19 protein-coding genes, 9 tRNA genes and 3 rRNA genes are annotated in these 25,308 nt (G+C 39.8%); 27 read left to right on the top strand and 4 right to left on the bottom strand.

Features of this window, described 5'->3' with window-relative positions; translation table 11 throughout:
* The first annotated feature begins 40 nt into the window (after nucleotides 1-40).
* The 16 genes from HXV90_RS20750 (at nucleotide 41) to rrf (ending at nucleotide 10,467) form a co-directional block, all read left to right on the top strand.
* On the top strand, nucleotides 41-373 hold the full coding sequence (locus HXV90_RS20750; protein WP_016993414.1) for an STAS domain-containing protein: 333 nt from the start codon (nucleotides 41-43) through the stop codon (nucleotides 371-373).
* Nucleotides 373-843, top strand: coding sequence for an anti-sigma B factor RsbW (gene rsbW, locus HXV90_RS20745; protein WP_016993413.1), 471 nt, complete (start codon nucleotides 373-375; stop codon nucleotides 841-843). Before HXV90_RS20750 ends, rsbW begins: the two co-directional genes overlap by 1 nt.
* The gene (gene sigB, locus HXV90_RS20740; protein ID WP_066038032.1) at nucleotides 821-1,606 is read left to right on the top strand and encodes an RNA polymerase sigma factor SigB; all 786 of its coding nucleotides are present in this window, start codon (nucleotides 821-823) and stop codon (nucleotides 1,604-1,606) included. The genes rsbW and sigB overlap by 23 nt, the downstream gene beginning before the upstream one ends.
* A gap of 135 nt (nucleotides 1,607-1,741) precedes the next feature.
* Entirely contained in the window at nucleotides 1,742-3,913 is a 2,172-nt protein-coding gene (locus tag HXV90_RS20735; protein ID WP_269897921.1) for a Tex family protein, read from the top strand.
* A 67-nt stretch (nucleotides 3,914-3,980) separates the two neighbouring features.
* Complete coding sequence (locus tag HXV90_RS20730; RefSeq protein ID WP_103118888.1) at nucleotides 3,981-4,442, top strand: SprT family protein; 462 nt, start codon at nucleotides 3,981-3,983, stop codon at nucleotides 4,440-4,442.
* A gap of 91 nt (nucleotides 4,443-4,533) precedes the next feature.
* Nucleotides 4,534-4,610 (top strand) — tRNA-Asn (locus HXV90_RS20725).
* Between the two features lies 1 nt (nucleotide 4,611).
* A tRNA-Glu gene (locus tag HXV90_RS20720) sits at nucleotides 4,612-4,683 on the top strand.
* 30 nt (nucleotides 4,684-4,713) lie between these two features.
* Nucleotides 4,714-4,789: transfer RNA gene (locus HXV90_RS20715), tRNA-Asp, on the top strand.
* A gap of 5 nt (nucleotides 4,790-4,794) precedes the next feature.
* Nucleotides 4,795-4,869: transfer RNA gene (locus HXV90_RS20710), tRNA-Gln, on the top strand.
* Between the two features lie 15 nt (nucleotides 4,870-4,884).
* Nucleotides 4,885-4,957: transfer RNA gene (locus HXV90_RS20705), tRNA-Lys, on the top strand.
* A gap of 66 nt (nucleotides 4,958-5,023) precedes the next feature.
* Nucleotides 5,024-5,109, top strand: a tRNA-Leu gene (locus HXV90_RS20700).
* A 22-nt stretch (nucleotides 5,110-5,131) separates the two neighbouring features.
* A tRNA-Arg gene (locus HXV90_RS20695) sits at nucleotides 5,132-5,208 on the top strand.
* A gap of 17 nt (nucleotides 5,209-5,225) precedes the next feature.
* Nucleotides 5,226-5,299 (top strand) — tRNA-Gly (locus HXV90_RS20690).
* Nucleotides 5,300-5,498: 199 nt separating this feature from the next.
* Nucleotides 5,499-7,050, top strand: a 16S ribosomal RNA gene (locus HXV90_RS20685).
* A 181-nt stretch (nucleotides 7,051-7,231) separates the two neighbouring features.
* Nucleotides 7,232-10,159: ribosomal RNA gene (locus tag HXV90_RS20680) — 23S ribosomal RNA — on the top strand.
* 192 nt (nucleotides 10,160-10,351) lie between these two features.
* A 5S ribosomal RNA gene (rrf, locus tag HXV90_RS20675) occupies nucleotides 10,352-10,467 on the top strand.
* Together the 16S, 23S and 5S rRNA genes with 8 tRNA genes alongside form the textbook arrangement of a ribosomal RNA operon.
* Before the next feature lie 159 nt (nucleotides 10,468-10,626).
* Here rrf and HXV90_RS20670 read toward each other — a convergent pair.
* A complete protein-coding gene (locus HXV90_RS20670) occupies nucleotides 10,627-11,691 on the bottom strand; it encodes a M24 family metallopeptidase (RefSeq protein ID WP_269897920.1) in 1,065 nt (354 codons plus the stop codon).
* Between the two features lie 209 nt (nucleotides 11,692-11,900).
* Here HXV90_RS20670 and HXV90_RS20665 point away from each other — a divergent pair.
* The 6 genes from HXV90_RS20665 (at nucleotide 11,901) to tsaD (ending at nucleotide 15,577) form a co-directional block, all read left to right on the top strand.
* Nucleotides 11,901-11,976 (top strand) — tRNA-Asp (locus HXV90_RS20665).
* Nucleotides 11,977-12,443: 467 nt separating this feature from the next.
* Nucleotides 12,444-12,782, top strand: a complete 339-nt coding sequence (locus tag HXV90_RS20660) for a hypothetical protein (RefSeq protein ID WP_048394912.1) — start codon at nucleotides 12,444-12,446, stop codon at nucleotides 12,780-12,782.
* 180 nt (nucleotides 12,783-12,962) lie between these two features.
* Nucleotides 12,963-13,412, top strand: a complete 450-nt coding sequence (gene tsaE / locus HXV90_RS20655) for a tRNA (adenosine(37)-N6)-threonylcarbamoyltransferase complex ATPase subunit type 1 TsaE (RefSeq protein ID WP_269897919.1) — start codon at nucleotides 12,963-12,965, stop codon at nucleotides 13,410-13,412.
* The gene (gene tsaB, locus HXV90_RS20650) at nucleotides 13,409-14,116 is read left to right on the top strand and encodes a tRNA (adenosine(37)-N6)-threonylcarbamoyltransferase complex dimerization subunit type 1 TsaB (protein WP_048394916.1); all 708 of its coding nucleotides are present in this window, start codon (nucleotides 13,409-13,411) and stop codon (nucleotides 14,114-14,116) included. Before tsaE ends, tsaB begins: the two co-directional genes overlap by 4 nt.
* Nucleotides 14,109-14,561, top strand: a complete 453-nt coding sequence (gene rimI / locus HXV90_RS20645) for a ribosomal protein S18-alanine N-acetyltransferase (protein WP_054548892.1) — start codon at nucleotides 14,109-14,111, stop codon at nucleotides 14,559-14,561. The genes tsaB and rimI overlap by 8 nt, the downstream gene beginning before the upstream one ends.
* Nucleotides 14,561-15,577: a tRNA (adenosine(37)-N6)-threonylcarbamoyltransferase complex transferase subunit TsaD gene (gene tsaD / locus HXV90_RS20640; protein ID WP_048394920.1), complete on the top strand. Its 1,017-nt coding sequence runs from the start codon at nucleotides 14,561-14,563 to the stop codon at nucleotides 15,575-15,577. The genes rimI and tsaD overlap by 1 nt, the downstream gene beginning before the upstream one ends.
* Before the next feature lie 434 nt (nucleotides 15,578-16,011).
* Here tsaD and HXV90_RS20635 read toward each other — a convergent pair whose 3' ends face one another.
* The gene (locus HXV90_RS20635) at nucleotides 16,012-17,955 is read right to left on the bottom strand and encodes an ABC transporter ATP-binding protein (RefSeq protein ID WP_259951099.1); all 1,944 of its coding nucleotides are present in this window, start codon (nucleotides 17,953-17,955) and stop codon (nucleotides 16,012-16,014) included.
* A 253-nt stretch (nucleotides 17,956-18,208) separates the two neighbouring features.
* Between HXV90_RS20635 and HXV90_RS20630 the strand changes: the two genes are divergently transcribed.
* The 3 genes from HXV90_RS20630 (at nucleotide 18,209) to tatC (ending at nucleotide 20,037) form a co-directional block, all read left to right on the top strand.
* On the top strand, nucleotides 18,209-18,844 hold the full coding sequence (locus HXV90_RS20630; RefSeq protein ID WP_004224350.1) for a redox-sensing transcriptional repressor Rex: 636 nt from the start codon (nucleotides 18,209-18,211) through the stop codon (nucleotides 18,842-18,844).
* A 166-nt stretch (nucleotides 18,845-19,010) separates the two neighbouring features.
* Nucleotides 19,011-19,196 carry a twin-arginine translocase TatA/TatE family subunit gene (locus HXV90_RS20625; RefSeq protein WP_008176991.1) on the top strand — a complete coding sequence of 62 codons (186 nt, stop codon included), beginning with the start codon at nucleotides 19,011-19,013 and terminating at the stop codon, nucleotides 19,194-19,196.
* A 16-nt stretch (nucleotides 19,197-19,212) separates the two neighbouring features.
* Nucleotides 19,213-20,037 (top strand): twin-arginine translocase subunit TatC, encoded by an 825-nt coding sequence (gene tatC, locus HXV90_RS20620; protein WP_269897918.1) that lies wholly within the window; start codon nucleotides 19,213-19,215, stop codon nucleotides 20,035-20,037.
* A gap of 1,418 nt (nucleotides 20,038-21,455) precedes the next feature.
* On the opposite strand, the gene HXV90_RS20615 is transcribed toward tatC, so the two are convergent.
* Entirely contained in the window at nucleotides 21,456-21,818 is a 363-nt protein-coding gene (locus HXV90_RS20615) for a hypothetical protein (RefSeq protein ID WP_269897917.1), read from the bottom strand.
* Nucleotides 21,819-22,197: 379 nt separating this feature from the next.
* On the bottom strand, nucleotides 22,198-22,962 hold the full coding sequence (locus HXV90_RS20610; RefSeq protein WP_112116748.1) for a CPBP family intramembrane glutamic endopeptidase: 765 nt from the start codon (nucleotides 22,960-22,962) through the stop codon (nucleotides 22,198-22,200).
* Nucleotides 22,963-23,132: 170 nt separating this feature from the next.
* Between HXV90_RS20610 and groES the strand changes: the two genes are divergently transcribed.
* Both groES and groL read left to right on the top strand, forming a co-directional pair.
* Entirely contained in the window at nucleotides 23,133-23,417 is a 285-nt protein-coding gene (gene groES / locus HXV90_RS20605) for a co-chaperone GroES (protein ID WP_004224358.1), read from the top strand.
* A gap of 129 nt (nucleotides 23,418-23,546) precedes the next feature.
* Nucleotides 23,547-25,178, top strand: a complete 1,632-nt coding sequence (gene groL, locus HXV90_RS20600) for a chaperonin GroEL (RefSeq protein ID WP_036075467.1) — start codon at nucleotides 23,547-23,549, stop codon at nucleotides 25,176-25,178.
* Nucleotides 25,179-25,308 lie beyond the last annotated feature (130 nt).

The raw sequence follows: 25,308 nt of genomic DNA, 5'->3' as shown, positions 1-25,308 counted from the left end.
TAGAGAAAATAGTCTAACAAATATGGTGGAGGTGTGCTATATGGACGTAACGATACATTTTAAAGAAATTGATCATAAATTATTTGGCTTTGTTGAGGGTGAGATTGATACGTTTACTGCTTCAGGATTACGAGACGAATTAGAAGCTGTAAAGATTACAGAGGGTTTAGAAATTGAGCTTGATCTATCAAAGGTAAATTACATGGATAGTACAGGACTTGGGATTTTTGTTGCCTTTTATAAAAGAGCATTACGTGAAAATGGTAAAGTAAAGCTCGTTGGTTTATCGAATAGGTTACAAAGATTATTTGAAATTACTGGTCTTAGTGATTTGATGGATATCGAAACTGATAAAAAGGTGGAATTAAGATAATGAAGGAATTTGACTATATTGAAATTAGAGTTCCTGCTAAACCGCAATTTGTCAGTGTCATTCGATTAACTGTCTCGGGCTTAGCGAGTAGGATTGGCTTTAATTATGATGATATTGAAGATTTAAAAATTGCAGCAAGTGAGGCTGTGACAAATGTTGTTCACCATGCTTATAAAGACGAAGAAGAGGGTGAAATTGTCATCGGGTGTGCGCTGTATGACAATAAAATGGAAATGATGATTGCGGATTACGGCAATAGTTTTAATTTTGAAGAGATTAAGTCTAAGATTGGGCCGTATCATCCTGAAGAAAGTATTGCAGGGCTAAGAGAAGGTGGTTTGGGACTTTATTTAATGGAAACTTTGATGGATGAGGTGATGATCAATAACGATGGTGGCGTAACTGTCTTCATGACAAAGTATGTCACTAGGGAGCAGGTGGAGAAAAATGTCGAAAGAATCACTACATAAATCTTCATCTAAAGAAGATGTACTTAAGTGGATTGAATTGTACCAGTCAACGGAGGATGATGAAGCACAAACCAATTTAGTGATTCATTATCGATATCTAGTTGAATCTATAGCTCGTAAATATTCGAATGGTAAATCTTATTATGATGATATTGTTCAAGTAGGGATGCTGGGATTGTTAGGTGCAATAAGACGTTTTGATCCGAATGTTGGTCGTAGTTTTGAAGCTTTTGCCGTGCCAACAATTGTTGGGGAAATCAAACGTTTTTTACGTGATAAAACATGGGATGTGCATGTACCTAGACGTATAAAGGAACTTGGGCCGAGGATTAAATCAACTGTGGAGGCGCTGACAATTGAATTACAGCGTTCTCCATCCATTAAAGATATTGCTGAACGATTAGAAGTAGCAGAGGAAGAGGTACTAGAAGCTATGGAAATGAGCCGTAGTTATCAAGCTCTTTCTATGGACCATTCGATAGAGTCAGACTCAGACGGTAGTACAGTCACGTTATTCGATATTTTGGGCAGGGAAGACGATGGCTATGAAATGACCAATAAACGAATGATTGTTTCAGAGGCGCTGGTTGTGTTGAATGAGAGGGAAAAACAAATTATTCAGCTTACATATCTAGAGCAACTTAGTCAAAAAGAAGCTGGAGAACGATTAGGGATTTCTCAAATGCATGTATCGAGGATACAAAGGAAAGCAATAAAGAAATTACAAGAGGCTATTCTAGCAAGTGGCGGTGTTTCGCTCTAATCTTTCGTGGGTGTTTAATGAAAAATACCTTTAAAATGAATGGAAATAGTCTACTCATATTCGTCTGAGTAGACTATTTTTTTGCATTTTTAGTAAAGTGTAATGGTAAAATGAAAAGAAAAAGGTAGTGATGATGTGGAGCAAAAGCAAATGTTACAGCTCATTGCAAAGGATGTAGCAGTCAAACCAGGGCAAGTAGAAGCTGTTATTAACTTATTAGAAGAGGGAAATACGGTACCATTTATTGCGCGCTATCGAAAAGAGGTTACAGGATCACTTGATGAGGTGCAAATTAAAGCTGTAGAAGATCGTTATCACTACATACAGCAACTTGAACAACGAAAAGAAGAAGTTATACGATTAATCCAAGAGCAAGAAAAGCTTACACCAGAATTAGAGCAGACTATTCTTTCTGCAACAATCTTACAACGTGTTGAGGATTTATATAGACCTTATAAGCAAAAACGACGTACAAAGGCGACGATTGCAAAAGAGAAAGGTTTAGAGCCTCTTGCAGATCTCCTGTTAGCATTTAGTGATGATGCATTAGAGCAATTAGCAACTGACTTTGTGGACAACGAACAAGTTACTAATACGGAAGAAGCCCTGATAGGAGCTCGAGATATATTAGCAGAACGTTTTGCGGACGATGCCTCTATTCGTGAAAAAATCCGAGCTTATTCATGGAAAGATGGAATTCTTGTGACGTCTGTGAAAAATACAGAAATCGACGAGAAAAATGTTTTTGAAATGTATTACGAATATGAAGAGCCTGTTAGTCGCATTGTACCACACCGTATTTTAGCGATAAACCGAGGAGAGAAAGAAGAAATCTTAAAGGTTTCTATTCATGTGCCGGTGGATCGAGTATTAATGATTATGTGGAAAGAATGGATACCTGCAACTGGTTCGTCTCCTGCTATTGCAGAAGTTAAACTAGCAATCGAGGATTCGTACAAGCGTTTAATTCAGCCTTCAATTGAAAGGGAATTACGAAACGAGCTTACAGAAAAAGCTGAGGCACAGGCTATTCATATTTTTTCCGAAAATTTACGTAACCTATTGCTACAACCACCTATGAAAGGTAAATATGTTTTAGGGGTTGATCCAGCTTACCGTACAGGTTGCAAGCTGGCGGTTGTAGATGAAACTGGGAAAATGCTTGAGGTTACAGCTATTTACCCACATCCACCGAAACCAGATGTGGCAAAATCCAAAGCTATTGTAAAAGGAATTTTGGCAAAGTATCCAATAAGTATAATTGCCATTGGTAATGGTACAGCATCTCGGGAGACAGAACAATTTATCGCGGATGTATTAAATGAACTTACTACTGACATAGCCTATGTGATTGTCAATGAAGCGGGGGCATCTGTTTATTCAGCGTCTGAAATTGCACGTACAGAATTTCCTGATTTACAGGTTGAACAACGTAGTGCTGTCTCCATTGCACGTCGCTTACAGGATCCTTTATCAGAGTTAGTGAAAATTGAACCAAAAGCTGTGGGTGTAGGTCAGTATCAGCATGATGTTTCTCAAAAAAAATTAAATGAATCGCTATCTTTTATAGTAGAAACAGCTGTTAACCAAGTTGGTGTAGATGTAAATACGGCTTCATCATCACTCTTACAATATGTTTCTGGTCTATCAAAAACTGTTGCAGAGAATATCGTAAAGACGCGAGAGGAAAATGGTCAATTTACTACACGTGCGCAATTAAAGAAGATTCCAAGGTTAGGCGCCAAAACGTATGAACAAGCTATTGGTTTCCTACGTGTCCCAGAAGCAAAAAATCCGTTTGATGCTACAGGTATTCATCCTGAAAGCTATGCCCTTGCTGAGCAAATATTAGCAGAGGCTCAAATAGATAAAAAAGAGTTAGGGACACAGAAGGCAGAGGATGCTATTGCAGCACTAAATATCCAAAAATTAAGTGATGTGCTTGGAGTAGGAGTTGTGACAATTCAAGATATCGTGGATACCTTAATGAAACCTAGTCGTGACCCACGTGATGCATTCCCACAACCATTGCTTAAGACTGATGTATTAAAAATGGAAGATTTAAAAGTAGGTATGGAATTGCAGGGGACGGTAAGAAATGTAGTAGATTTCGGCGCATTTGTTGACATTGGCGTGAAGCAAGATGGACTTGTGCATATTTCTAAACTCCAAAATAAACGTATTAAGCATCCATTAGAAGTTGTGGCACTTGGGGATATTGTAACTGTCTGGGTTGAACAAATAGATGTAACGAAAGGGCGTATCTCTTTAACGATGCTTCCTCCTAAAAATCAAGCATTAGTTTGAGTACTAAATTTTTGCCACACTGTCTATACTACGCAGTGTGGTATTCTTGTTGTTAGAGGTGATTACTGTGGACAATCAAGAATTACAAGAGCTTGTTCGTCGCTTATCTTTAGAAAACTTTCAGAGGCCTTTTCTGCATCAAGCCTACTTTAATCCGAGATTACGGTCAACGGGAGGACGATATCTTTTACAATCCCATAATATTGAGATTAATCCTAAAGCCTATGAGTTATACGGTTTGAAAGAGATTCAAGGTATTGTTTTACACGAATTATGCCATTATCACCTACATATTGAAGGTAAAGGGTATCAGCATCGAGATAAAGATTTTAGAGAATTATTAAGGAAAGTAGATGCCCCTCGATTTTGCGCAGTTTTACATGTCCCGAAAGCTACAGTTAAAAAACAACGACGACGCTATACATATACTTGTGTCAATTGCCACCAATTATATATACGGAAAATAAAAATGAATGTTGAAAAGTATTGTTGCAGTAAGTGTTTGGGGAAATTAAAATTAGTAGAGTAAAAAAAGTTTAAAAAATAGTTGACGTTTTGTTGAGTTGTCCCTATAATAGTAAAAGTCGACAAGATAACGACGACAACATAACATGAATTATTCCGAAGTAGCTCAGTTGGTAGTAGCACCTGACTGTTAATCAGGTTGTCGCAGGTTCGAGTCCTGCCTTCGGAGCCATGGCCCCTTGGTCAAGTGGTTAAGACACCGCCCTTTCACGGCGGTAACACGGGTTCGAATCCCGTAGGGGTCATTTTTCATAATTTAATGTAAATAATATTTTGGTCCCGTGGTGTAGCGGTTAACATGCCTGCCTGTCACGCAGGAGATCGCCGGTTCGATCCCGGTCGGGACCGCCACTTATTGGGGTATAGCCAAGCGGTAAGGCAACGGATTTTGATTCCGTCATGCCTAGGTTCGAATCCTAGTACCCCAGCCATTCATTTCTTAATTCGAGCCATTAGCTCAGTTGGTAGAGCATCTGACTTTTAATCAGAGGGTCGAAGGTTCGAGTCCTTCATGGCTCATCTCTTTAAGAAAAAGAGTTGACTTTTTGAATTATCATAGTATAATAAAAAAGTTACTAATTGAATGCGGTCGTGGCGGAACGGCAGACGCGCTAGGTTGAGGGCCTAGTGGGGGCAACCCCGTGGAGGTTCAAGTCCTCTCGGCCGCACCAAGTCAATTAATTAATTTCATATGCGCCCGTAGCTCAATTGGATAGAGCGTCTGACTACGGATCAGAAGGTTGTGGGTTCGACTCCTGCCGGGCGCGCCATTTTTAAGAAAATATATGCGGGTGTAGTTTAATGGTAAAACCTCAGCCTTCCAAGCTGATGTCGTGAGTTCGATTCTCATCACCCGCTCCAAAAAAAGTGTTGACAACCTCTTGGTTGTATGGTAAATTTAAATAGTTGTCCAAAAGGGCGATGACATGAACCTTGAAAACTGAACAAGCAAAACGTAATCAATAAAGTTTTAAGTAGCTAGCTTCGGTTAGTGAACAAAACAAAAATTTTGGACATCAAACATGATGCCAGCAAAACAATTTGAGCTAATCAAATTTCTTTTATGGAGAGTTTGATCCTGGCTCAGGACGAACGCTGGCGGCGTGCCTAATACATGCAAGTCGAGCGAACAGAAAAGGAGCTTGCTCCTTTGACGTTAGCGGCGGACGGGTGAGTAACACGTGGGCAACCTACCCTATAGTTTGGGATAACTCCGGGAAACCGGGGCTAATACCGAATAATCTCTTTTGCTTCATGGTGAAAGACTGAAAGACGGTTTCGGCTGTCGCTATAGGATGGGCCCGCGGCGCATTAGCTAGTTGGTGAGGTAACGGCTCACCAAGGCGACGATGCGTAGCCGACCTGAGAGGGTGATCGGCCACACTGGGACTGAGACACGGCCCAGACTCCTACGGGAGGCAGCAGTAGGGAATCTTCCACAATGGGCGAAAGCCTGATGGAGCAACGCCGCGTGAGTGAAGAAGGTTTTCGGATCGTAAAACTCTGTTGTAAGGGAAGAACAAGTACAGTAGTAACTGGCTGTACCTTGACGGTACCTTATTAGAAAGCCACGGCTAACTACGTGCCAGCAGCCGCGGTAATACGTAGGTGGCAAGCGTTGTCCGGAATTATTGGGCGTAAAGCGCGCGCAGGCGGTCCTTTAAGTCTGATGTGAAAGCCCACGGCTCAACCGTGGAGGGTCATTGGAAACTGGGGGACTTGAGTGCAGAAGAGGAAAGTGGAATTCCAAGTGTAGCGGTGAAATGCGTAGAGATTTGGAGGAACACCAGTGGCGAAGGCGACTTTCTGGTCTGTAACTGACGCTGAGGCGCGAAAGCGTGGGGAGCAAACAGGATTAGATACCCTGGTAGTCCACGCCGTAAACGATGAGTGCTAAGTGTTAGGGGGTTTCCGCCCCTTAGTGCTGCAGCTAACGCATTAAGCACTCCGCCTGGGGAGTACGGTCGCAAGACTGAAACTCAAAGGAATTGACGGGGGCCCGCACAAGCGGTGGAGCATGTGGTTTAATTCGAAGCAACGCGAAGAACCTTACCAGGTCTTGACATCCCGTTGACCACTGTAGAGATATAGTTTCCCCTTCGGGGGCAACGGTGACAGGTGGTGCATGGTTGTCGTCAGCTCGTGTCGTGAGATGTTGGGTTAAGTCCCGCAACGAGCGCAACCCTTGATCTTAGTTGCCATCATTTAGTTGGGCACTCTAAGGTGACTGCCGGTGACAAACCGGAGGAAGGTGGGGATGACGTCAAATCATCATGCCCCTTATGACCTGGGCTACACACGTGCTACAATGGACGATACAAACGGTTGCCAACTCGCGAGAGGGAGCTAATCCGATAAAGTCGTTCTCAGTTCGGATTGTAGGCTGCAACTCGCCTACATGAAGCCGGAATCGCTAGTAATCGCGGATCAGCATGCCGCGGTGAATACGTTCCCGGGCCTTGTACACACCGCCCGTCACACCACGAGAGTTTGTAACACCCGAAGTCGGTGAGGTAACCTTTTGGAGCCAGCCGCCGAAGGTGGGATAGATGATTGGGGTGAAGTCGTAACAAGGTAGCCGTATCGGAAGGTGCGGCTGGATCACCTCCTTTCTAAGGATTATTTCGGAATACAAACCTTGGGTTTGTAAGATTACGTTTTGCGTTCAGTTTTGAAGGTTCATTCTATCTGAATGAAACACTTCAAAACTTGTTCTTTGAAAACTGGATAAAACGACATTGAAATTGTAACAAACACATTTATTTTTTAAGTTTTTTATAGGCTTAATAACTTGGTTAAGTTATTAAGGGCGCACGGCGAATGCCTTGGCACTAGGAGCCGAAGAAGGACGGCACTAACACCGATATGCTTCGGGGAGCTGTAAGTGAGCTTTGATCCGGAGATTTCCGAATGGGGGAACCCACTACGTTTAATCGCGTAGTATCTTGACGTGAATACATAGCGTCTTGAAGGCAGACCCAGGGAACTGAAACATCTAAGTACCTGGAGGAAGAGAAAGAAAAATCGATTCCCTGAGTAGCGGCGAGCGAAACGGGAAGAGCCCAAACCAAGAGGCTTGCCTCTTGGGGTTGTAGGACACTCTATACGGAGTTACAAAAGAGCGAGTTAGATGAAGCGACTTGGAAAGGTCCGCCAGAGCAGGTAAAAGCCCTGTAGTCGAAAGTTCGTTCTCTCCTGAGTGGATCCTGAGTACGGCGGAACACGTGAAATTCCGTCGGAATCCGGGAGGACCATCTCCCAAGGCTAAATACTACCTAGTGACCGATAGTGAACCAGTACCGTGAGGGAAAGGTGAAAAGCACCCCGGAAGGGGAGTGAAAGAGATCCTGAAACCGTGTGCCTACAAGTAGTTAGAGCCCGTTAATGGGTGATAGCGTGCCTTTTGTAGAATGAACCGGCGAGTTACGATTACGTGCGAGGTTAAGCTTTAGAAGGCGGAGCCGCAGCGAAAGCGAGTCTGAATAGGGCGAAATAGTACGTGGTCGTAGACCCGAAACCAGGTGATCTACCCATGTCCAGGGTGAAGGTGAGGTAACACTTACTGGAGGCCCGAACCCACGCACGTTGAAAAGTGCGGGGATGAGGTGTGGGTAGCGGAGAAATTCCAATCGAACTTGGAGATAGCTGGTTCTCTCCGAAATAGCTTTAGGGCTAGCCTCGTGATGAGAATACTGGAGGTAGAGCACTGTTTGGACTAGGGGGCCATCCCGGTTTACCGAATTCAGACAAACTCCGAATGCCAGATATTTATACACGGGAGTCAGACTGCGAGTGATAAGATCCGTAGTCAAAAGGGAAACAGCCCAGACCACCAGCTAAGGTCCCAAAGTAATCGTTAAGTGGAAAAGGATGTGGCGTTGCACAGACAACCAGGATGTTGGCTTAGAAGCAGCCATCATTTAAAGAGTGCGTAATAGCTCACTGGTCGAGTGACGCTGCGCCGAAAATGTATCGGGGCTAAACGATTCACCGAAGCTGTGGATTGACATCTACGATGTCAGTGGTAGGAGAGCGTTCTAAGTGCGTTGAAGTCAGATCGGAAGGACTGGTGGAGCGCTTAGAAGTGAGAATGCCGGTATGAGTAGCGAAAGACGGGTGAGAATCCCGTCCACCGTATGACTAAGGTTTCCTGAGGAAGGCTCGTCCGCTCAGGGTTAGTCGGGACCTAAGCCGAGGCCGATAGGCGTAGGCGATGGACAACAGGTTGATATTCCTGTACCACCTCCTCACCGTTTGAGAAATGGGGGGACGCAGTAGGATAGGGTAAGCGCGCCGTTGGTTGTGCGCGTCCAAGCAGTAAGGCGTGTGTGTAGGCAAATCCGCACACTGTAACGTTGAGCTGTGATGGCGAGTCCGTATGGACGAAGTTCCTGATTTCACACTGCCAAGAAAAGCCTCTATCGAGGTGAGAGGTGCCCGTACCGCAAACCGACACAGGTAGTCGAGGAGAGAATCCTAAGGTGTGCGAGAGAACTCTCGTTAAGGAACTCGGCAAAATGACCCCGTAACTTCGGGAGAAGGGGTGCTCTTGAGCGTGCAAGCGCATGAGAGCCGCAGTGAATAGGCCCAGGCGACTGTTTAGCAAAAACACAGGTCTCTGCAAAACCGTAAGGTGACGTATAGGGGCTGACGCCTGCCCGGTGCTGGAAGGTTAAGAGGAGTGGTTAGCGCAAGCGAAGCTGCGAATTGAAGCCCCAGTAAACGGCGGCCGTAACTATAACGGTCCTAAGGTAGCGAAATTCCTTGTCGGGTAAGTTCCGACCCGCACGAAAGGCGTAACGATCTGGGCACTGTCTCAACGAGAGACTCGGTGAAATTATAGTACCTGTGAAGATGCAGGTTACCCGCGACAGGACGGAAAGACCCCGTGGAGCTTTACTGTAGCCTGATATTGAATTTTGGTACAACTTGTACAGGATAGGTAGGAGCCAGAGATCTCGGAGCGCCAGCTTCGAAGGAGGCGTCGGTGGGATACTACCCTGGTTGTATTGAAATTCTAACCCATGCCCCTTAGCGGGGCAGGAGACAGTGTCAGGCGGACAGTTTGACTGGGGCGGTCGCCTCCTAAAAGGTAACGGAGGCGCCCAAAGGTTCCCTCAGAATGGTTGGAAATCATTCGTAGAGTGTAAAGGCACAAGGGAGCTTGACTGCGAGACCTACAAGTCGAGCAGGGTCGAAAGACGGGCTTAGTGATCCGGTGGTTCCGCATGGAAGGGCCATCGCTCAACGGATAAAAGCTACCCCGGGGATAACAGGCTTATCTCCCCCAAGAGTCCACATCGACGGGGAGGTTTGGCACCTCGATGTCGGCTCATCGCATCCTGGGGCTGTAGTCGGTCCCAAGGGTTGGGCTGTTCGCCCATTAAAGCGGTACGCGAGCTGGGTTCAGAACGTCGTGAGACAGTTCGGTCCCTATCCGTCGTGGGCGTAGGAAATTTGAGAGGAGCTGTCCTTAGTACGAGAGGACCGGGATGGACACACCGCTGGTGTACCAGTTGTCTTGCCAAAGGCATCGCTGGGTAGCTATGTGTGGACGGGATAAGTGCTGAAAGCATCTAAGCATGAAGCCCCCCTCAAGATGAGATTTCCCATTACGCAAGTAAGTAAGATCCCTCAAAGACGATGAGGTAGATAGGTTCGAGGTGGAAGTGTGGTGACACATGGAGCTGACGAATACTAATCGATCGAGGACTTAACCAAAAAAGTTTGAAACATTCAATGCACCGTTTATCCAGTTTTGAAAGAATAAATCTTTCAACAAAAAAAGAGAGCTTCAAGACACAAGTAGTACAAGGAAGCAAACGAGTGATTGAAGGAGCGTACTTCTGTACGTGACTGATTGAACGAGAGCAGCTGACGCAGTAATACGCCGTGTATTGGAGGTCGCATAAGTCTAGTGATGATGGCAAAGAGGTCACACCCGTTCCCATACCGAACACGGAAGTTAAGCTCTTTAGCGCCGATGGTAGTTGGGGGCTTCCCCCTGTGAGAGTAGGACGTCGCTAGGCAAACAAAACAGTCAGCTGTGTGTTGGCTGTTTTTTCCTTTATAAAAAGAGTAAGTACAAAGAAGTTATTGTACTTACTCTTTAAAACATTTGTTATATATCAAAGTAAGCAGCTAAACTTCTTTAATGATATCTCCATATAAAACATCACTTTAATGGGCTATAAAATAATGAGGTCCTTAGGAGAGTGAGTGATGACTTCCACACCTTCTTTTGTAACGATAACATCATCCTCGATTCGAACACCACCTACATTAGGTATATAAATACCCGGTTCGACAGTTAGTACCATATTTTCTTCTAACATGTCTTTACATATGGTAGACATAAATATGTTTTCATGGATATCTAAGCCTATACCATGTCCTGCACCGTGTCCGTAATTTTGTCCATATCCCTTTTTAGTAATGAAGTCTCGTGAATAACTATCGGCCTCTTGTCCAGTAATACCAGCCTTCATATTGGAAAGGGCATGCTGTAAGGCACCATAAACTATTTGATATACTTCTTTTAATTGCTCTAATGGTTCTCCAACAGCAATCGTTCTTGTCATATCAGAACGATAACCTCGGTAGTAAGCACCAAAATCCATTGTCAACATGTCACCTTGCTCCACTATTTTAGAGGATGCTACGCCATGTGGGAGTGCTGAACGTTGGCCAGAAGCAATAATCATATCGAAGGCTGCACCTGTTGCACCATTTTTTCGCATATGAGACTCTAATTCATAGGCAATATCAAGTTCTGAAATACCTGGTTTGATGAATGTCAGAATATGATTAAACGCCTCATCGGAAATCCATGCTGCTTTCTTAATTATTTCAATTTCTTCTGGTGTTTTAATCATCCGTAAATCTTCTACAATAGTAGGCATTGGTTTTAATATAGCTGTCAATTTGCTCTTCATTAATTGATAGCTAAAATAAGTTACATGATGTTGCTCAAAACCAACAGTTTGAATTAATTCCTGTTCAAGAATTTCCTGAATGGTTTCATATAAATGGTTGCGATCAATCTCTAGTACTTCAAAGGTGTCACACTGATTTGTTGCTTGCTGAGTGTAGCGGAAGTCTACTAATAAAAGTGCGCGTGTCTTTGTTACAATAACTGTACCTGCACTACCTGTAAAACCTGTTAGATAGCGACGATTTTGAGCATTTGTGATAATAATTGCATCGGTATTGTGGAGCTGTAAGGCTGCTTGTAATTGTTCTAATTTTGACATGTTATGTTTCCCCCTTCAAAGTTAAATATACTGCAAAATTTGCATCATGTTTAGAGCTTATATGAAAGTAGATGTTGATTATGTGGAAAATGCATTGCAGGATAACCTCTATCCTAGATTAAAGAGTGTTGGAAAATATATTAAAAAAATGTGAAAAAAGATATTGTATATCTATATTTTTTATGATATATTTATAAATGTCTTAAAGAGGTCCCGTGGTGTAGCGGTTAACATGCCTGCCTGTCACGCAGGAGATCGCCGGTTCGATCCCGGTCGGGACCGCCATTTAAATTGATATTACAGTCCTTATGATTTTACATCATAGGGACTTTTTTGTATGTGATTGGAGTATGAATCCAATTCATCTTTCAGGAGTTTATCAGTAAATTAAGTAGAAATTACATGGCAAATGAATAATGTCGAAAGGATCAACACTGCCTAGTAGAAACACAGAGGCTAAAAGCATAACATTCTGTGAAGTATTTGAGACCAACTTCCCTTTATTATTTCATAAACAACATCTATTTCCCTAAAACATATCAAGTGTATCTAAAAAATGGCTTAAATCGCTGTGAAATGATCGATAATATTGCCATAAACATAGCGAATTTCATATATTTAACATTATCTAAAAATAGTAAAAATTACCGATAAATGATAGCGCTTCTATAAGGTAAAATTAGAGATGTTTCTAATATAAAGATTAGGGGTAAAAAAGTAGAAGTAATTGGATTGGCTACGGAGGTGTTTATATGAGCAAAGATTATTCTTTTAAAAGTATTTATTTCCCTTTGCTTATTGGTTCCATGATAATGATGGTAGGCTGTGGAGATCCTATTATGGAGATTGAAGAATCAAATGCGTATCACTGGCAAAAAAATATGAACGAAGTAGAATTTGAGAAATTAAAAAATGATATGTCATATATTGAGGTAGTAGAAGCAGCAGGCGGCGCAGGTAAAAAAATCAAAAATAATGAATATCGTTGGAATGATGAAATCTTGATGACACAGGCCTATATAGTAAAATTTAAGGATGATAAACTAATTGGCAAAGAAATCATAGCAGTGAAAGGTCATTCAAACAGATAAATAGTTGTCACGTCTTTGTAAAAGAAGGCGTGTTTTTTTATTTTAATGGCTACCTATGTCATAAAATTAGGCTTTTTAACGAAGATAATCTATGTAGGATATAATGATATTGGATGCTTTGAACATTTTCGCTAGTTTAGGTAAACTAGAGGTAATGTAGTGATGAGAGGAAAAATGAGAATGTATGAAATAATCATGAATTCAGTTGATGATACAGAGCGTTTTGCCGTGACACTTGCAAAATTACTAGAAGCTCAAGATACAATTACATTAGAAGGAGATTTGGGTGCAGGCAAGACAACGTTTACGAAGGCCTTAGCAAAAGGGCTTGGTGTGAAAAGAACGGTCAACAGTCCAACATTTACAATCATTAAACAGTATGAAGGACGTTTACCCTTCAATCATTTAGATGTTTATCGTTTGGCTGAAAGTGACGAGGACCTTGGTTGGGATGAATTATTTTATGGAGATGCAGTATCAGTGGTAGAGTGGGCGCATTTAATAGAACAGGATTTGCCACGGAATCGATTAGCGATAGAGATTTATCGAATCGGAGACAATGAACGACGATTTGTATTAATACCTAGTGGGAAACGCTATGAGGCACTATGTGAGGAGCTAATGAAATGATTTGGTTAGGAATAGAAACAGCGAATACACCACTTTCCGTTGCTATTGTGAGGGATGGAAAAGTGGTAGCTGAGCTGGTACAAAATATAAAATTAACACATTCAGCAGGCGCAATGCCCGCTATTGAAGAGGTATTAGCAAGAGCAGGTTTGAAGGCAGGCGACTTGGATGTTATTGCAGTGTCTGAAGGGCCAGGTTCGTATACAGGGGTCCGTATAGGTGTAACATTAGCGAAAACCCTAGCATGGACATTACAGATACCTTTAGTTGGTGTCTCTAGCTTAAAAGCATTAGCTGCAAATGCTACCCTTTATAATGGATTAATTTGTCCAATTTTTGATGCAAGAAGAGATAATGTTTATACAGCTGTTTATCAAGGAGTGACTCTAGAGGCTCTTGTGGAGGATCATCATGCACATATCGCTGATTTATTAGAGCGTTTAAGGGCATTAGATGCACCTATTTTATTTGTAGGAACAGATGTGGGCTTATTTTGGGATAACATTGTAGAGGAGCTTGGCGATAACGCTTTTCGTGCACCTTTTAGTCTTGACTTGCCACGTGCAACGGAAGTTATTCGTGTAGGAACTAAAGTGGAATTACCGAGTGTTGAAGCTACTCATCACTTTGTCCCACAATATAAACGAATTGCAGAGGCTGAAGCAAATTGGCTGAAAGAACAGAAGGAGAAAGAACATGAGTAGTGATGTAACTTATCGTAAAATGGTTTCTGATGATGTACCAGCAGTTTATGAAATTGAAGTAGCTTCATTTCCTGTACCTTGGACGTTGGATTCCTTTTACTATGAAGTACATGAAAATCAGTATGCCCATTATGTGCTGGCTGTTGATGCAAGTGGAAGTATTATTGGTTTTTGCGGGATGTGGATGGTTATAGATGCAGCCCAAATTACGAATGTAGCTGTTATTGAGGCAGCTCGTGGACGAGGTATAGGCGAGGGATTAATGCGTGAGGCAATGCAAATAGCTCGTTTACATGGAATGGAGGTTATGACATTGGAGGTACGAGTAACGAACACAGTTGCACAAAATCTTTATCGTAAGCTCCAATTCCAAGATGGTGGTATACGGAAAGGCTATTATACGGATAACGGGGAGGATGCCCTTGTCATGTGGGTGAATTTATAATGAATAATGGATTGATATTAGCAATAGAATCAAGCTGTGATGAAACAGCTGCAGCGATTATACGAAATGGTCATGAAATCGTGTCGAATGTTGTTGCTTCTCAAATAGAGAGTCATAAGCGATTTGGTGGCGTTGTTCCTGAAATTGCATCACGCCATCACGTTGAACAAATTACGATGGTAATTGAAGAAGCATTAGCCCAAGCAAATTTAAAGCCGGTAGATTTGGATGCGGTTGCTGTTACAGAGGGTCCGGGTCTTGTAGGGGCATTGTTGATTGGCATTAATGCAGCGAAGGCTTTTGCCTTTGCGAATAACCTACCAATTGTAGGTGTGCATCATATTGCAGGGCATATTTATGCCAATGCGCTTGTTCAGCCGATGGAGTTCCCTTTATTAGCACTAGTAGTTTCAGGCGGTCATACAGAGCTTGTCTATATGAAGGAACATGGCTCTTTTGAAGTCATTGGTGAAACACGAGATGATGCAGCTGGTGAAGCTTATGATAAAGTGGCGCGTGTTTTAAATTTACCTTATCCTGGTGGGCCACATATTGATCGTCTTGCTCATGAGGAAGGAGAGGCTGTTCCTTTTCCAAGAGTATGGTTGGAAGAGGATTCATATGATTTTAGCTTTAGCGGTTTAAAATCAGCTGTCATCAATTATAAACATAATATGGATCAACGAGGTGAAGCCATTTCACCAGCAGCTGTCGCCAAGGGCTTTCAGGAAAGTGTTGTTGAAGTACTGACTGCTAAAACATTACGTGCTGCTCGCGAATATCAGGTGAAACAGGTTATTGCAGCTGGAGGTGTAGCAGCAAATAAGGGGTTGCGAATTTCTTTGGAGACTGTATTTGAAGAGGAAGGTATCCCGTTTTTTGTACCGCCGCTTAAATTGTGTACTGATAATGCGGCAATGATTGGCGCAGCAGCTATGCCGATGTTTGAGGCTGGTATTCGAGGAAACTTAATGATGAATGGACGTCCAGGAATGGAGTTAAAATCCTGGGTATAGTGTAGGAAAGAGGTATCTATATTTTTAGATATCTCTTTTTTTAATTGTCGAATAATTGTTGATAAAAAAGAACCATGCTAAGGGAATAGTCAGTAGAAACATCACAATTGACAAATTTTTCAGAAAATTATCCACAGGTAAAGGAGCGAATTAAATGGCGAACACGCGTACTTATGCACAAATTGTTGATAACTTGTGTATAACTTGTGATTATTCAATATATAGTAGCTGATTTTATACGATAGAATGTGGATAAAATAAATTTTTATTGTGGACAATGTGGAAAACTCTGTTGATATGTTGGTATTACTAGATTTATAGTGTGAATAAAACTGTGGGCATTTTTTGTCGAAAAATAGCACTTGACCAATATATATGAAAAATGAAGACAAGTAAAGAAAAAGCCATGTGACCTTTCACATGGCTTACATCATTTACATACTAATATTTTCAAGTTCTTCATTTAACTCAAGCCATTCTAATTCTAATAGCTCATGCTGTTCTTTAGCAGTTGCTAATTCTGCTTGAAGCATTGAAATTTTTTCATGGTCGGTAAAAATGGCAGAGTCACAAAGAGCTTCTTCTAGTCTTGCAACAATAGCAGATGTTTCTTGCATCTTGCTTTCTAAATCTTCAATCGTACGTCTAATTTGACGTTCACGCTTTTTTGCTTCTTTATCAATTTTTGATGTAGACGTTTTATCAGGGAGGTCTTGCTGTACTTGTGGTTGGGAGGCAGCCTTCATTTGTGCTAGCTCTAATAGTTCCTGCTTTTTCTCAACGTAATAATCGTAATCACCTAAATATTCAAATGAACCCGTTCCAGATAACTCCACCACTTTTGTTGCGATACGATTAATGAAGTAGCGGTCGTGTGAGACAAATAGAAGCGTACCTGGATAATCAATCAAGGCATTTTCTAATACCTCTTTGCTATCTAAGTCTAAATGATTGGTAGGCTCATCTAGAATTAAGAAATTAGCCTTTTGCATCATTAGCTTTGCGAGTGCAAGGCGTGCTTTTTCACCGCCCGATAAAGAGGATACAGCTTTATCCACATCTTCACCACTAAAAAGAAAACGCCCTAATACAGTTCGAATATCTTTTTCGTTCATGAGTGGCCATTCATCCCATAATTCTTTCAGGACACTCTTATTGCTCGATAGCTTTGCTTGCTCTTGATCATAGTAGCCGATTTGTACATTCGTACCATAACGAATACTACCTCCAAGAGGGGATAAATCTTTTACAATTGTTTTTAATAATGTCGATTTACCAACTCCGTTTGGTCCAACAAGGGCAATACGATCCTCACGAAAAGTGCGGAGGTTTATCCCACTAGAAATGGTGCGATCGTTATAACCTATCGTTAATTCATCAACAGATAAAACATCATTTCCACTTTGACGTTCAATCGTGAAACCGAAACTAGCGGATTTCTCATCACCATCCGGCGATTCCATCCACTCGGTACGTTCAAGCATTTTACGTCGACTTTGTGCCATTTTTGTTGTAGAAGCACGTGCAATATTTTTTTGGATAAAATCCTCTAGCTTGGCCTTTTCATCTTGCTGACGTTCATAGAGTTTGACATCACGCTCATAATTTTTAGCTTTTTCATCTAAATATGCACTATAATTACCCGGATATTTGGTAACGCGATGACGAGATACTTCGTAGACAATAGAAACGACTTGGTCTAAGAAGTAGCGGTCATGGGAAACAATTAAAATAGCGCCTTCATAGCCCTTTAAATAGGATTCCAACCAAGATAGTGTTTCGATATCTAAATGGTTCGTTGGCTCATCGAGAATTAAAAGATCTGGTTTACTAAGTAAGAGCTTAGCAAGTGCTAAACGTGTGCGCTGTCCACCAGATAAGGAACTGATGGGTTTGTCATAGTCTTCGGAATAAAATTGCATACCATGAAGGACTGACCGTATGTCTGATTCATATTGATAGCCACCTGCATCTTTAAACGTATGCTGTAATTGATCGTATTCCGACATAACTTTCGCATACATAGTAGGGTTTTCATAGACAGTAGGATCAGCCATTTGTTGTTCAAGTGAGCGTAGCAGCTGTTCTTGGGCTAAAAGAGATTCAAATATAGTCATCATTTCATTCCAAATTGTTAGCGTAGAGTTTAATCCTGCATGTTGCTCTAAATAGCCTATTTGAATATCCTTTGGGATAATGATATCACCTGAATCATAAGACATTTGACCAGCAATTATTTTTAATAAAGTAGATTTACCTGCACCGTTTCGTCCTACTAAGGCAACACGGTCACGGTGTTGAACTTCTAATTTAACACCACTTAAAATTTCATCTGCAAGAAAGGATTTAGTTAGTTGATTGACCTGTAAAACAATCATTCTTGACACCTCAATTCTACCTTAGTGTAATGGATGAACGATTTGCATGCAATGTCCGTGCTTTACTTATTCCTAGCAGTCATGTAAGATTGAAACGATTTCTTTTTAGTTAGCTGCGTATAAGGCGCCATTAACTAAAGAGAAATACAGCAGGGGATTGCAAAAATGTTGTATATTGTTAAGGATAAATGTATTAAAATTAGTAGTTAAAGACAGTAAAATTGATGGAGGTACATCATAAGGAGGAAAAAGTTTGAAACAAGAATTAAAAATTCCACAAGCCACTACAAAAAGACTTCCTCTTTACTATCGATTTATTCAAAACTTTGCACAAGAAGGTATGGAACGTATTTCGTCGAAGGAATTGAGTGAAGCGATGAAAATAGATTCTGCAACTATTCGCCGTGATTTTTCTTATTTTGGTGCACTTGGGAAAAAAGGTTATGGCTACGATGTGCAGCATTTATTACAATTTTTTAGCCAGACGCTTGATCAACATGAAACGACAAAAGTAGCGTTAATTGGTGTGGGGAATTTAGGCAGTGCATTATTAAAATATAATTTTCAAAAAAACCATAATACACATATTGTGGTAGCATTCGATTCAAAAGCACCGAAGGATGGCAAAATGATCAGTAACATTCCGGTTTTTCATCCAGATTTATTGGAAGAAAAATATGCAGAATACGGTGCAGAGCTCGCTATTTTAACCGTTTCACCACGCTCCGCTCAAAAAATGGCGGATCGCTTAGCAGCCATGAATGCAAAGGGAATTTTAAACTTTACGCCAGAGCGATTAACAGTACCTGATAGAATGCAGCTTTTAACAATCGATTTATCGGTAGAGTTGCAAGCGCTTATTTATTTAATTCGTAATCAGGAAGAGTGAAAACCATACATATTTTTAAGTGTAATTCACCGTTTCTGTCAAGATAGATAATTTAAATAAAATGGGGTCAAATCAGTGAGAGTGACGAAAAACTTTCACATATAATTAGTTAGCAAAATGGCGAAATATGCGTTAAAATGATGGATATAAAGAGGAGGTGGCTGTAATGGGTGGTATTGGTCCTATGAGCCTCATTATTATCGGAGTTGTCGCGTTACTAATTTTTGGTCCTAAAAAGTTACCAGAGCTTGGTAAGGCATTTGGTTCAACACTACGTGAATTCAAAAATGCTACTAAAGGTTTAGCCGACGAAGATGATGATGATAAGAAAAAGAAAGAACTAGATAAGTAAGTTAGGATGTTGAGGAATGAATCCAAAAGATCTAACTGTCATTGAGCATATAGAAGAATTAAGAAAACGGCTGTTCATTGTTGCCGTTTTCTTTGTTCTAGCTATGGCCGGCGCCTTTTTTGTCGCAAAGCCAATTATTAAATATCTTCAAATTACTGGAGAATCCTATAATATAGAACTCCATGCGTTTGATGTAGTAACACCGCTTTCAATTTATATTCAAGTTATATTTTTAATCTCTTTTATTGTTTCTTCGCCAATTTTAATGTATCAATTGTGGGCATTTATAAGTCCAGGACTAAGGGACATAGAACGAAAAGCAACCTTAAAGTATATTCCGTATGCGTTTTTATTATTTTTAGCAGGGCTGTCCTTTTCTTTCTTTTACTTATTTCCTTATGTCATAAAATTTATGATGGGTTTATCGAATGAATTAGACATACAACCAACAATTGGCATAAAGGACTATTTTTCATTTTTATTTAGACTTACAATTCCATTTGGTTTCCTTTTTCAATTGCCGATTGTAGTCCTATTCTTTTCACGTATTGGAATGTTAACTCCTGAAATACTAGTGCGTTTTCGAAAGTATTCCTATTTTGGTCTGTTTGTGTGTGCAGCTATAATTGCACCCCCGGAGTTGGCCTCGCATTTAATGGTATCAATACCATTGTTTATGCTATATGAAATAAGCATTATGATTTCACGTATTGGCTATAAAAAATACTTGCAATCAGAAGAAATGAGATTAAAAGAAGAGCAGGAAGCTGAACAAAAGCGCCAGATTGAAGAGGCACTTAAGTTACAACGGAAACAAATTGAAGAAATAAATAATCAATAATCGATTTTTAGAATTGAAGTGACACCCAAAAGTTAGTGTCAATAATCTAACTTTTGGGTATTTTATATGTCAAAGTATAGCAGTAAATTTTAATTTATAAGAATATTTAAGACATCATTTCTTATTGGGAATTAGCCAAGAAGTATAGTAATCCTAGTGATTACGTAGAAACATATAAAATAAAGTTTATTCTGTAAAACACTTTATAAAACAAACAGGCTTTTTAACAAGATGATGGGATTAAATTTCAAATGAATCAACCAACTATTATAAATTAAGTGGTACAGTACATTTTCAAAAGAAGGAATAGAGGGTTTGATTTAAATAAAGGAACGACCCCTTATGTCTAAAAAAGAAAAGAAAAATACACAATGGAAGAAAATCAATTATTATCTTAGAACAATTAGAACGTGAAAAGAGCTTCTTCGTTAAGAAAATGTATATTTATTAGACGTTTTTTTTAGGAGAATCAGGGTTCTTACCTCGAAAAGCAAAAGCAACGTTGATATTCAAACTCCAAGATGAATGGTTCCGATTAATCGTGTACTTCAAATTGTAGCTAATCCAAAAGCAATAAATAAAGGAATTCTTACTTCATTATGCTAAAGAAATACCCTACCATGGCGTTATCAATTCACTTTATGAGACATACCCTGTTTGCTTCATCTTGATTCAAGTATTCTACGATACTTCTCTATTTGATAATGCCAACCTTGATCTCAAAATGCATCAGTAGCCAGTAATCCTAAGGAAAACGTTCTAAATGCTTTTTATAACTATCTGAAACCAGTGAATAGGTGGAGGGCCAATTGTATACTAATAAATTTCAAAGTTAAATAAATCTTCTTACCAGACAATTTTAACTCCGTAATATCTTCTACCATTTCTCATTGTGCGTTTCCGCTTAAAAGATTCTATCTAAATTTGACGCAATGGCCCCTTTAACGATTGAGCATTCGTATAACCTATATTTTTTATATCCAATAAACTTTATTTCATAATGCGTGCAACTGAGTAGAATTTGTGCACAGAAATACTCGATTTCCATATGTAAACGTTTGATTTGCTTTAATTGCTTCTGGAATATCCTACCATTTGTGCTGGTAAGGTTGTTTGTGTAAATCTTTTTTCATGGATGTGCGCCCATCTTCATTGATTGAGGGGCATTGTAACCCAGTGTTTTCAATCATAAAATTTAGTAGATCTAATTTAAACTGTGATGTGTAATTTGGACATGTTTAGATTGTAAACCCATTTTACAGTAAGTTGTCGATTTAATCCCATTGATTAAGCAATATCAAGGTAATTCCACTTATTACTACTAAGCAATTAGTTGCTTCTAGTTTTCCTTTTATTCATGAAAAAACTACACCTCCAATGGGGGTGCAGTTCAAATACTAAATAAATTTTCGTAAAACTTATTTTCTTGGATATATCCAACCCTCATAAGTACCCATCTTAATGGGTTTTCCTGTTAAAAACTCAGTTGTATGTTCAATACTTACTAAATTTAGTATACCGCCCCAATCGCCGTCAATATAATATACTTGTTTTTCTACAGTTGCGTAACTATAGTAACCTCTTTTGATTCCTGAAACCCATCTTTCGTGTACAGCATAAGGAGTTATTTCTCCAGAGCTTTGTGAAATTTCACTATTATTTTCAGTACTTTCATTATTAGTTTCATTATTCTCTATTTCTTCTGCCGAAGAAATTAGTGCTCCTGATAGAGTTACGGATAATCCTAGTAACACACCACTAATTATTTTTTTTGCTTGCATATTTAATACCTCCTATAATTAATCATTTAAAGCGCTATTAAAAGTAAGCTACACTCGAGTTAAATCAAGTGTAACATTCGCATTATGGATAATCAATCAAAATTTACAGAAAATGTGTATTTATGTTAATATTTTCATTTTTATCTCTCTATAAACTATAGAGTATTATCGGACTTTTACAAATTTTGTTTCCGAAATAAAAAAGAGCAACAGAAAACTATTCGTTATCTGTTGCTATTTTTAAATTGGGAAAGCTATTGTCTTTTTGTAATGGAGGCTATTTATACTGAAATCTAACATGATGTAATTAAATTACATTAAATTGGTACTTATACAATTTCGTCTATATTTTGTATTACCTTTTGGGCTTTACAAAAATTTATTGCATTTTTTCTAGTTCTTGAAGAAACTTTTGCAATGGTTCCGCATAGAATTGTACAAGTGTCACAAATCCATTAAGCATGACGTGTGCAATAATAGACGTCCAAATGCGCTTTGTTTTGTGATATAAAAAGGCGAAAATTAAACCACAGATGGTATAAAGCAAGATATGTGAGAAGTCGAAGTGGATAATCGCAAAGAAAATGGCACTCACAATTGCTGCCACCCAGAAATTTGTTGTTTGGACAAGCGAGCCAAAGATCACTCTACGGAAGACGAATTCTTCTAAGATTGGCCCGAATACAACAATTGCTAATATGGCGATGGGAGCACCTTTAGCTATCGCGACAATATCTGCAGTATTTTGTGAGCCTCCTTCAATACCGAAAACAGCCATCTCAATAGCTGCACCAATCATTTGTCCAAAGAACACTAGGAAGAAGCCGATGATTCCCCACACAATTGTAAGAGGTATCGTTTCTTTTTTTCCTTGATAAATGTTCCAAAATGCTTTATCTCGAGATGTAAGGATTAAGCTTAAAATGAGCGCTACCGCAAAACTTAGTGCAATATACCAACCTTGAGTAATAGGAGCCGCTTGTTCAGAAGCTAAACCAGTTACCTTCATGATGAGCTTATGGAACGGTAAGAGCAACCATCTGCTAGAGACTTGCATCAAGATATAAATCAGCAAAACATACAGGGCTGTTTTTTTATGTTTCGTTACTTTTTGAGAATTAGTCACAGTCAAAATCCTTTCCATTCATATGCTTCCTTTCTATTGTAGAGGAATATGGAAAGAAAACAAATTTTTTATAGTTCTGACTTGCAAAAAAAAGAGTGATTGATTATCATAATAATTGTGTTAGCACTCATTGATATAGAGTGCTAATAAATATCAACAATTATTTAACTATTAGGAGGTTGTTTCACTTGTTAAGACCACTAGGAGATCGTATTGTAATTGAACTAATCGAGGTAGAAGAAAAATCTGCATTCGGTATTGTACTACCTGACTCTGCAAAAGAAAAACCACAAGAAGGTAAAGTAGTAGCAGTTGGGACAGGTCGTGTATTAGAGAACGGGCAACGTGTAGAGCTTGACGTTAAAGTTGACGACCGCATTATTTTCTCTAAATACGCTGGCACAGAAGTTAAATTTGAAGGTAATGAATACCTAATTTTACGCGAAAGCGATATTCTTGCAATTATTGAATAAGAACTTTAAAGGCACCTTACGTAAGGTGAATACTTATTGTTTTCATAACAAATGTGACAATAAGGTGAAATTGATATAAATATATTGAAGAAGCTTAACGAATATTCCATTTCAGGAGGGTAAATTCTCATGGCAAAAGATATTAAATTCTCAGAAGACGCTCGTTCATTAATGTTACAAGGTGTAGATAAATTAGCAAATGCAGTAAAAGTAACATTAGGACCAAAAGGACGTAATGTTGTTTTAGAAAAAAAATTCGGTTCACCACTTATTACAAATGATGGTGTGACAATCGCTAAAGAAATCGAACTAGAAAACCCATACGAAAACATGGGAGCAAAATTAGTAGCAGAAGTTGCTTCTAAGACAAACGAAATCGCTGGTGATGGTACAACTACAGCAACAGTATTAGCTCAAGCAATTATTCGTGAAGGCTTGAAAAACGTTACAGCTGGCGCAAATCCAGTAGGTATCCGTAAAGGTATCGATAAAGCAGTTGCTGCAGCACTTACTGAATTACACGCTATTTCTCGCCCAGTAAGCAATAAGGAAGAAATTGCACAAGTTGCTGCTATTTCTGCTGCAGATGATGAAGTTGGACAACTAATCGCTGAAGCAATGGAACGCGTTGGTAACGATGGAGTTATTACAATTGAAGAATCAAAAGGCTTCACAACAGAGTTAGATGTAGTTGAGGGTATGCAGTTTGATCGTGGTTATGCTTCTCACTACATGGTAACTGACACAGATAAAATGGAAGCGGTTCTTGATAACCCATACATTTTAATTACTGATAAAAAAATTACAAACATTCAAGAAGTATTACCATTATTAGAACAAGTGGTGCAACAAGGTCGTCCACTTTTAATGATTGCTGAAGATGTAGAAGGTGAAGCTCTTGCAACACTTGTTGTGAACAAACTTCGTGGTACATTTAATGCTGTAGCAGTAAAAGCACCAGGTTTCGGTGATCGACGTAAAGCAATGCTTGAAGATATTGCTATCCTGACAGGTGGCCAAGTGATTACAGAAGAATTAGGCTTAGACCTGAAATCAGCTGATATTTCTGCACTTGGTCGTGCAGCAAAAGTAGTTGTAACAAAAGATAACACAACAATCGTTGAAGGTGTAGGCGGAGCAGACGCGATTGAATCACGCATTGGTCAAATCCGTGCACAACTTGCTGAAACTACTTCAGAGTTCGATAAAGAAAAATTACAAGAACGTCTTGCTAAATTAGCAGGTGGTGTAGCAGTTATCAAAGTTGGTGCTGCAACAGAAACAGAGCTGAAAGAGCGTAAACTTCGTATTGAGGATGCTTTAAACTCAACTCGTGCGGCTGTTGAAGAAGGTATCGTATCAGGTGGTGGTACAGCACTTCTTAACGTCTATGCAGCAGTGGAAAAAGCGGCTGAAGCAGTAGAAGGCGATGTAGCTACAGGTGTGAAAATCGTTCTACGTGCTTTAGAAGAACCAGTTCGTCAAATTGCTAATAATGCTGGTCTTGAAGGCTCAATTATCGTAGATCGTCTAAAACGTGAAGAAGTTGGCATTGGTTTCAATGCAGCAACTGGCGAATGGGTAAACATGATGGAAGCAGGCGTAGTAGACCCAGCAAAAGTAACTCGCTCAGCTTTACAAAACGCAGCATCAGTTGCAGCCCTATTCTTAACAACAGAAGCGGTTGTAGCAGATATCCCTGAAGCAGCACCAGCAATGCCAGATATGAGCGGCATGGGCGGTATGCCAGGAATGATGTAAGATTTAGTTAGCCTATAAGCACAATCTTTTAAGTAATATGACCACTTTCCATAGTTTTATGGAAAGTGGTTTTTTATTTTGATTTTTTATTAGAACAGAGTTTAAATAAAAATCCCTAAATTTTCTTCGC

Origin of the sequence: Lysinibacillus sp. JK80, from assembly GCF_027557635.1 — a bacterium.
GTDB classification, from domain to species: domain Bacteria; phylum Bacillota; class Bacilli; order Bacillales_A; family Planococcaceae; genus Lysinibacillus; species Lysinibacillus capsici.
Note: the sequence above shows the minus strand (reverse complement) of the source record. Positions and strands in the feature narration are given on the sequence as shown.

Bases quoted from the DNA above. Each gene is read 5' to 3' on its own strand.
- tsaE (WP_269897919.1), top strand. From the start codon at position 12,963: ATGTATGAAATAATCATGAATTCAGTTGATGATACAGAGCGTTTTGCC.
- HXV90_RS20660 (WP_048394912.1), top strand. From the start codon at position 12,444: ATGAGCAAAGATTATTCTTTTAAAAGTATTTATTTCCCTTTGCTTATT.
- HXV90_RS20670 (WP_269897920.1), bottom strand. From the start codon at position 11,691: ATGTCAAAATTAGAACAATTACAAGCAGCCTTACAGCTCCACAATACC.
- HXV90_RS20750 (WP_016993414.1), top strand. From the start codon at position 41: ATGGACGTAACGATACATTTTAAAGAAATTGATCATAAATTATTTGGC.
- rsbW (WP_016993413.1), top strand. From the start codon at position 373: ATGAAGGAATTTGACTATATTGAAATTAGAGTTCCTGCTAAACCGCAA.
- HXV90_RS20625 (WP_008176991.1), top strand. From the start codon at position 19,011: ATGGGTGGTATTGGTCCTATGAGCCTCATTATTATCGGAGTTGTCGCG.
- rimI (WP_054548892.1), top strand. From the start codon at position 14,109: ATGAGTAGTGATGTAACTTATCGTAAAATGGTTTCTGATGATGTACCA.
- tsaD (WP_048394920.1), top strand. From the start codon at position 14,561: ATGAATAATGGATTGATATTAGCAATAGAATCAAGCTGTGATGAAACA.
- HXV90_RS20610 (WP_112116748.1), bottom strand. From the start codon at position 22,962: ATGGAAAGGATTTTGACTGTGACTAATTCTCAAAAAGTAACGAAACAT.
- sigB (WP_066038032.1), top strand. From the start codon at position 821: ATGTCGAAAGAATCACTACATAAATCTTCATCTAAAGAAGATGTACTT.
- HXV90_RS20615 (WP_269897917.1), bottom strand. From the start codon at position 21,818: ATGCAAGCAAAAAAAATAATTAGTGGTGTGTTACTAGGATTATCCGTA.
- tsaB (WP_048394916.1), top strand. From the start codon at position 13,409: ATGATTTGGTTAGGAATAGAAACAGCGAATACACCACTTTCCGTTGCT.
- HXV90_RS20635 (WP_259951099.1), bottom strand. From the start codon at position 17,955: ATGATTGTTTTACAGGTCAATCAACTAACTAAATCCTTTCTTGCAGAT.
- tatC (WP_269897918.1), top strand. From the start codon at position 19,213: ATGAATCCAAAAGATCTAACTGTCATTGAGCATATAGAAGAATTAAGA.
- groL (WP_036075467.1), top strand. From the start codon at position 23,547: ATGGCAAAAGATATTAAATTCTCAGAAGACGCTCGTTCATTAATGTTA.